Origin of the sequence: Gordonia polyisoprenivorans NBRC 16320 = JCM 10675 (assembly GCF_000241325.1) — a bacterium.
Taxonomy (GTDB): domain Bacteria; phylum Actinomycetota; class Actinomycetes; order Mycobacteriales; family Mycobacteriaceae; genus Gordonia; species Gordonia polyisoprenivorans.
This window is the reverse complement of record NZ_BAEI01000100.1, coordinates 1-887: the sequence shown is the minus strand read 5'-3', so window position 1 is coordinate 887 and position 887 is coordinate 1. Positions and strand designations below refer to the sequence as shown.

Annotated in this window: 1 protein-coding gene; it reads left to right on the top strand. The window is 66.9% G+C overall.

Annotated features, from left to right (window positions below):
* On the top strand, positions 1–762 hold a 762-nt coding region (locus GOPIP_RS27690; RefSeq protein ID WP_006373221.1), incomplete at its 5' end, for an IS1380 family transposase.
* Positions 763–887 lie beyond the last annotated feature (125 nt).

Sequence of the window (887 nt, the reverse complement as noted above, 5' to 3'; positions counted from 1 at the left end):
GTCGTCGAGCAGGCCCTGGCCCAAGTACCCGGCATCGATGGTTACCGGGTGGGCAAAGCCGTGTTGATCCGTACCGATTCGGCCGGCGGTACCCACGAATTCCTCGACTATCTGACCAGACGGCGGCTGGCCTACTCGGTCGGATTCGGACTCACCGACACCATCGCCGAGATCATCGACCGACTGTCGCCGCAGGCGTGGACGCCGGCCTACGACGCCGACGGGGTCGAACGCGACGGGGCGTGGGTGGCGGAATTGACGGGCATGCTGGATCTTTCGGGCTGGCCCGAGGGCATGCGGGTGATCGTCAGGAAGGAGCGCCCGCATCCGGGGGCGCAGTTGCGGTTCACCGACTCCGACGGCATGCGACTGACCGCGTTCGCCACCAACACACCCCGCGGCCAGCTGGCCGAGCTCGAACTGCGCCACCGGCGGCGGGCGCGTTGTGAGGACCGCATCCGCACCGCCAAAGACTGCGGACTGACGAACCTTCCGCTACACGGGTTCGATCAGAACCGCATCTGGTGTGCCATCATCGCGCTCGCGTGCGAGGTGATCGCCTGGACACAGATGCTCGCCTTCGACACCACCCCAGCCCGACGGTGGGAACCCAAACGGCTACGACTACAAATCTTTTCGATCGCCGCCCGACTGACCCGTCACGCGCGACGGACCCGACTCAAACTCGCCGCCACCGCACCCCACCTCCAGTTGCTACTCGACGGACTCACCCGACTCGCAGCACTTCCCAACCCCGGCTGACCCGCTGGCCAACCTGACCACCGACTGAAAGGACAACGCACTTCGGGGCCGTGAACCCCGACGCCCACCGACGCTCGGCCACACACTCACGGCCCCGGTCCGGAATCCGGTCCTCAGACCACCCC